6 protein-coding genes are annotated in these 6,181 nt (G+C 64.2%); 5 read left to right on the forward strand and 1 reads right to left on the reverse strand.

The genetic code is table 11. The features are described from left to right. The first annotated feature begins 25 nt into the window (after positions 1 to 25). The 5 genes from paaG to paaK all read left to right on the forward strand — a co-directional run bounded on the left by paaG (position 26) and on the right by paaK (position 5,409). Complete coding sequence (gene paaG / locus EIY72_RS20515; RefSeq protein WP_093217026.1) at positions 26 to 817, forward strand: 2-(1,2-epoxy-1,2-dihydrophenyl)acetyl-CoA isomerase PaaG; 792 nt, start codon at positions 26 to 28, stop codon at positions 815 to 817. 3 nt (positions 818 to 820) lie between these two features. After that, the gene (gene paaH / locus EIY72_RS20520) at positions 821 to 2,338 is read left to right on the forward strand and encodes a 3-hydroxyacyl-CoA dehydrogenase PaaH (RefSeq protein WP_093217022.1); all 1,518 of its coding nucleotides are present in this window, start codon (positions 821 to 823) and stop codon (positions 2,336 to 2,338) included. Beyond that, positions 2,331 to 2,780, forward strand: coding sequence for a hydroxyphenylacetyl-CoA thioesterase PaaI (paaI, locus tag EIY72_RS20525; protein WP_093217017.1), 450 nt, complete (start codon positions 2,331 to 2,333; stop codon positions 2,778 to 2,780). Before paaH ends, paaI begins: the two co-directional genes overlap by 8 nt. Continuing rightward, positions 2,773 to 3,984, forward strand: coding sequence for a 3-oxoadipyl-CoA thiolase (gene pcaF / locus EIY72_RS20530; protein ID WP_093217012.1), 1,212 nt, complete (start codon positions 2,773 to 2,775; stop codon positions 3,982 to 3,984). Before paaI ends, pcaF begins: the two co-directional genes overlap by 8 nt. Positions 3,985 to 4,083: 99 nt before the next feature. Beyond that, positions 4,084 to 5,409, forward strand: coding sequence for a phenylacetate--CoA ligase PaaK (gene paaK, locus EIY72_RS20535; RefSeq protein WP_093217007.1), 1,326 nt, complete (start codon positions 4,084 to 4,086; stop codon positions 5,407 to 5,409). A gap of 579 nt (positions 5,410 to 5,988) precedes the next feature. Here the strand turns inward: paaK and EIY72_RS30045 are convergent. Continuing rightward, positions 5,989 to 6,181: hypothetical protein (locus tag EIY72_RS30045; RefSeq protein WP_207919400.1), on the reverse strand; the 193-nt coding region annotated here is incomplete at its 5' end.

Genomic DNA, 6,181 nt, shown 5'->3' on the forward strand with positions numbered 1-6,181 from the left:
GTACCTCTTAGAGAACGTCAAGACCATGAACTTCGAACACATCCTGTTTTCCATCGACCAAGGCGTTGCCCTGCTGAGCCTCAATCGTCCTGAGCAACTCAACAGTTTCAACACCCAGATGCATGGCGAAGTGAAGGAAGCCCTCAAGCAAGTCCGGCAGAACCCCGACGTGCGCGTGTTGCTGCTGACCGGCGAAGGCCGTGGCTTCTGCGCCGGGCAAGACCTCAGCGACCGCAATGTCGCACCAGGCGCCGCCGTACCGGATCTGGGCGAGTCCATCGAGAAGTTCTACAACCCGCTGATCCGCCAGTTGCGCGACCTGCCTATGCCGGTGATCTGCGCGGTGAATGGCGTGGCGGCCGGTGCCGGGGCGAACATTCCACTGGCCTGCGACCTGGTGCTGGCGGCGCGCTCGGCGAGCTTCATCCAGGCCTTCTGCAAGATCGGCCTGATCCCCGATTCCGGCGGCACCTGGACCTTGCCACGCCTGGTCGGCATGGCCCGCGCCAAGGCCCTGACCCTGCTGGGCAATCGCCTGAGCGCCGAGCAGGCCGAGCAATGGGGCCTGATCTACCAGTGCGTGGATGACGCCAACCTGCGTGACGAAGCGCTGAAACTGGCCCGTCACCTCGCCACTCAGCCGACCTACGGCCTGGCCCTGATCAAACGCAGCCTCAACGCCAGCATGAGCAACAGCTTCGACGAGCAACTGGAGCTGGAACGCGACCTGCAACGCCTGGCCGGGCGCAGCGAGGACTACCGTGAAGGCGTCGGCGCCTTCATGGAAAAACGCACCCCAAGCTTCAAGGGACGCTGAGTCATGACCGCACTGAACACTTCCGCCCGCGTCGCGGTGATTGGCGCCGGTGCCATGGGCGCCGGCATTGCCCAGGTCGCTGCGCAGGCCGGCCACCCGGTACTGCTGCTGGACAATCGCCCGGGGGCTGCCGCACAGGCCATTGAAGGTATTGGCCGGCAACTGGGTAAACGTGTCGACAGCGGCAAACTGTCCGTCGACGCGCGCAACGCCACCCTCGCCAACCTGCAAGCGGTGGAAGCCATCGAGGCCCTGGCCGATTGCGATCTGATCATCGAAGCCATCGTCGAGAACCTTGAAGTCAAGCGCACCCTGTTCCGCCAGCTTGAAGGCATCTGCGGCGAACACTGCATCCTGGCCAGCAACACCTCGTCGCTGTCGATCACCAGCATTGCCGCCCAGCTTGAACGCCCGCAACGCCTGCTCGGCCTGCACTTCTTCAACCCGGCGCCGGTCATGGCACTGGTGGAAATCGTCTCGGGACTGGCCAGCGACCCGGCACTCGCCGAATGCCTGTACGACACAGCCAAGGCCTGGGGCAAGAAACCGGTGCACACCCGCTCCACACCCGGTTTTATCGTCAACCGCGTGGCCCGGCCGTTCTATGCCGAAAGCCTGCGCATGCTCCAGGAAGGCGCCGCCGATTGCCCGACCCTCGACGCGCTGATGCGTGAGGCCGGCGGCTTCGCCATGGGCGCCTTCGAGCTGACCGACCTGATCGGCCACGACGTCAACTACGCCGTGACCTGCTCGGTGTTCGACGCCTATTACCAGGACACCCGCTTCCTGCCTTCGCTGATCCAGAAAGAACTGGTGGACGGTGGGCGCTTGGGCCGCAAAAGCGGACATGGCTTCTATAGCTATGCCGAAGGTGCCGTGCGTCCGCAACCTGCTGAAATCAACAGCGCAGCGAGCGTCAATGTCTGCATTGCCGAAGGCAATCTGGGCGCGGCCCAGGCTTTGCTGTCTCGTTTGAGCGAACAAGGCGTCGAAGTCATCCAGCGCGATGGCCAGGGTTTGCTCCGCGTCGGTGACGCCGTGCTGGCCTTGAGCGACGGGCGCATGGCCTGTCAACGCGCCAAGGAAGACGGCCTGCGCAACCTGATCCTGCTGGATCTGGCGTTCGACTACAGCAAAGCCCAACGCATCGCCATCAGCTACGCGGCAGGTATCGACCCGCAAGCCCTCGACCAAGGCGTCGCCCTGCTGCAACGCGCAGGTTTCAAGGTCAGCCTGCTCAGCGACAGCCCGGCCCTCGCCGTATTGCGCACCGTGGCGATGCTCGCCAACGAAGCCGCCGACGCGCTGCTGCAAGGCGTGGCCTCGGCCGCGGACATCGACCTGGCCATGCGCGCCGGCGTCAATTACCCGCAAGGGCCGCTGGCCTGGGCCGATGCCATTGGCCTCGCGCATGTACTGAAGGTGCTGGAAAACCTGCAAGCCGGTTACGGCGAAGAGCGCTACCGCCCGTCGCTGTTGCTGCGCCGTCGCGTCGCCGAAGGGAGAACATTCCATGACTAACCACGAAGCCATGCACCTGGCCAGCGCCTGCGCCCAGGCCCTGTTCGAGCGTGACACCGCAAGCAAGGGCATGGGCATGCGCCTGCTGTCGGCCGGACCGGGTTGCGCCCGGGTCGGCATGACCGTGCGCGCCGACATGCTCCAGGGCCACGGCACCTGCCACGGCGGCTACCTGTTCGCCCTGGCCGACTCGGCCTTTGCCTTCGCCTGCAACAGCTACAACGAAGCCACCGTCGCCATTGGTTGCAGCATCGATTACATCGCCCCGGCACGCCTGGGCGACACCCTGAATGCCGACTGCATCGAGCAGAGCCGCTCCGGCCGCACCGGCAACTACGACGTCCGCATTGAAAACCAGCAGGGCCAGTTGATCGCCCTGTTCCACGGCAAATCCTACAAAGTGCGCGGCCCGGTGCTGGCGCAGGAGACTCCTGATGAATGACGCCCTGATCATTGATGCCGTGCGCACCCCAATTGGCCGCTACGCCGGCGTGCTGAGCGGCGTGCGTGCCGACGACCTCGGCGCCGTGCCGCTGCGCGAACTGCTGCGCCGCCACCCGCAAGTCGACTGGAACGCCGTGGACGACGTGATCTACGGCTGCGCCAACCAGGCCGGCGAAGACAACCGCAACGTCGCACGCATGTCCGCCCTGCTCGCAGGCTTACCGGTCAGCGTGCCCGGCACCACCCTCAATCGCCTGTGCGGCTCCGGCCTGGATGCCATCGGCACCGCTGCCCGCGCCATTCGCAGCGGCGAAACCGGGCTGATGCTGGTCGGCGGCGTCGAGTCGATGTCCCGTGCACCGCTGGTCATGGGCAAGGCCGAGCAGGCCTTCTCTCGCGCCGCGGAAATCTTCGACACCACCATCGGCTGGCGCTTCGTCAATCCGCTGATGAAAAAGACCTACGGCATCGACTCCATGCCGGAAACCGCAGAGAACGTCGCCGAACAGTTCAACATTTCCCGGGCTGACCAGGACGCCTTCGCCCTGCGCAGCCAGCAACGTGCAGCCGCGGCGCAAGCCAACGGGCGCCTGGCCAAGGAAATCGTCGCCGTGGAAATCCCGCAGCGCAAAGGCCCGGCGAAAGTGGTCGAGCACGACGAACACCCGCGCGGCGACACCACCCTTGAGCAACTTGCCAAATTGGGCACGCCGTTCCGCGAAGGCGGCAGCGTCACCGCCGGCAATGCTTCCGGCGTCAACGACGGTGCCTGCGCCCTGTTGCTGGCCAGCCCCGAAGCCGCCAAACGCCACGGCCTGACCGCCCGCGGCCGCGTAGTGGCGATGGCCACCGCCGGCGTCGAGCCACGCATCATGGGCATCGGCCCGGTGCCGGCCACGCGCAAGGTGCTGGAGGTGGCCAACCTGAGCCTGGCCGACATGGACGTGATCGAACTCAACGAAGCCTTCGCCGCTCAAGGCCTGGCCGTATTGCGCGAACTGGGCCTGAGCGACACCGATCCACGGGTCAACCCAAACGGCGGCGCCATCGCCCTGGGCCATCCGCTGGGCATGAGCGGCGCGCGCCTGGTGACTACCGCCCTGCACGAGCTGGAAGAACGTAACGGCCGTTACGCCCTGTGCACCATGTGCATCGGCGTCGGCCAGGGGATCGCGCTGATCATCGAGCGTCTATCCCACTAAAGAATCGCGATTCCCAAGGAGCCGAAGGGTATCCTTGGGGCATGCACTCAAAGCCCTTGCCTGATAGGGCCGGAACACAAAAACAATTCGAGTGAACACATGAACATGCCAATTGCCCAAGCCATGCTGAACCCTGTGCTTGATCCGCTGGAAACCGCCAGCGTCGACGAACTGCGCCAGCATCAGCTGGAGCGCCTGCGCTGGAGCCTCAGCCACGCCTACAACAACGTGCCGCTGTACCGTCAGCGCTTCGATGAGCTGGGCGTACACCCGGACGACATCAAGTCCCTGGCCGACCTGGCGAAATTCCCCTTCACCACCAAGTCCGACCTGCGCGACAACTACCCGTACGGCATGTTCGCCGTGCCGATGAACGACGTGGTGCGCCTGCACGCCTCCAGCGGCACCACCGGTAAACCGACCGTCGTCGGCTACACCCAGAACGACATCGACACCTGGGCCAACGTGGTTGCCCGTTCGATCCGCGCAGCCGGTGGCCGTCGTGGCGACAAGGTGCACATTTCCTATGGCTACGGCCTGTTCACCGGCGGCCTCGGCGCGCATTACGGTGCCGAACGCCTGGGCTGCACCGTGATCCCGATGTCCGGTGGCCAGACCGAGAAACAGGTGCAACTGATCAAGGATTTCCAGCCGGACATCATCATGGTCACGCCGTCCTACATGCTCAACATCGCCGATGAAATCGAGCGCCAGGGCATCGACCCGCACAAACTGGCCCTGCGCCTGGGCATCTTCGGCGCCGAGCCGTGGACCGCCGAACTGCGCAGCGCCATCGAGGCCCGCATGGGCATCACCGCCCTCGACATCTACGGCCTGTCGGAAATCATGGGCCCGGGTGTCGCCATGGAATGCGCGGAAACCAAGGACGGCCCGACCATCTGGGAAGACCACTTCTACCCGGAAATCATCGACCCGGTCACCGGCGAAGTGCTGCCGGACGGGCAGATGGGCGAACTGGTGTTCACCTCGCTGAGCAAAGAAGCCCTGCCGATGATCCGCTACCGCACCCGCGACCTGACGCGCCTGCTGCCGGGCACCGCACGCCCGATGCGCCGCATCGACAAGATCACCGGCCGCAGCGATGACATGCTGATCATCCGCGGCGTCAACGTGTTCCCGACGCAGATCGAGGAGCAGGTGCTGAAAATCAAACAACTTGCCGAGTGCTACGAGATCCATCTGTATCGCAATGGCAACCTGGACAGCGTTGAAGTGCATATCGAGCTCAAGGCTGAGCACCAGCACCTGACCGACGAGCAGCAGAAGGCTGTTTGCGGGGAATTGAGCAAGCACATCAAGACGTATATCGGGATCAGCACGCGGATCGTCCTGCGGCCGTTCCATTCGATCAAGCGTTCCGAGGGCAAGGCCAGCCACGTAGTGGATAACCGCCCTAAAGCATGACTGCTGCACCCCTTTAGGCCCCGCGTTTGCGGGGTTTTTTTTGGGGGTTTTGGCATTGGAATTGGAATTGGAATTGGAATTGGAATTGGGGGTATATCCGTTTTTTCGGTAACGGCCACTTATGGTTCCGCTCTTACAGCGGGTTACTTGGAAGAGCGGAACGCCGCCCGGCGCCAAGTAACCAAGCGCTTTTGCCCCTTTCGTTCGGTGCCTCGCCTAGGCTCGGCATGCCCTCCTTCCGGTCCTGCTCCGTGGGCCCGCCGCGATCGGCCATCCATGGCCGGGGGCGGCTACCGCGGCATCCTTGCCGCGGTGCCCACTGCGCAGAACCTCCACTCGGCCTCTCGAGGGGGCGTGTACTTCAACGGCATCCGAGGCGGCCTACCGGCCGGCCTGGTTGTTGGTCCTATGCGTTTCCCTGTAGGAGCGAGCATGCTCCGGGCGGCGTTCCGACGATGGTCGTCATCGATGACGCGGGGTGTCTGGATGTCCCGGTTGTCCTGGCGTTTTTTCGCGAGCGTGCTCGCTCCTACAGTTGGAGTGGGGACATTCGCTAAATTTGGGTCGACCGGCAAGCCGTCATCGCCAGCAAGCTGGCTCCCACAGAAGAGCAAACAAAAAAACCACGCACACCGCCCGCTCTTCACCACTCAACAGGATGAGCGTTAGCTCGGCTGCAGCTTTTGATCTGTAGGCCCCGTCGGCAGGCTGAGTGGAGGGGTTTATCCGGGGGTGGGAGCGCAGCGACCGTGCGGCGAAGCCGCACACATCG

It is taken from the genome of Pseudomonas vancouverensis, from assembly GCF_004348895.1.
Lineage (GTDB): Bacteria > Pseudomonadota > Gammaproteobacteria > Pseudomonadales > Pseudomonadaceae > Aquipseudomonas > Aquipseudomonas vancouverensis.

Excerpts from the sequence above, each read along its gene's own strand:
- paaG (WP_093217026.1), top strand. The coding sequence starts at position 26 with ATGAACTTCGAACACATCCTGTTTTCCATCGACCAAGGCGTTGCCCTG.
- paaH (WP_093217022.1), top strand. The coding sequence starts at position 821 with ATGACCGCACTGAACACTTCCGCCCGCGTCGCGGTGATTGGCGCCGGT.
- paaI (WP_093217017.1), top strand. The coding sequence starts at position 2,331 with ATGACTAACCACGAAGCCATGCACCTGGCCAGCGCCTGCGCCCAGGCC.
- pcaF (WP_093217012.1), top strand. The coding sequence starts at position 2,773 with ATGAATGACGCCCTGATCATTGATGCCGTGCGCACCCCAATTGGCCGC.
- paaK (WP_093217007.1), top strand. The coding sequence starts at position 4,084 with ATGAACATGCCAATTGCCCAAGCCATGCTGAACCCTGTGCTTGATCCG.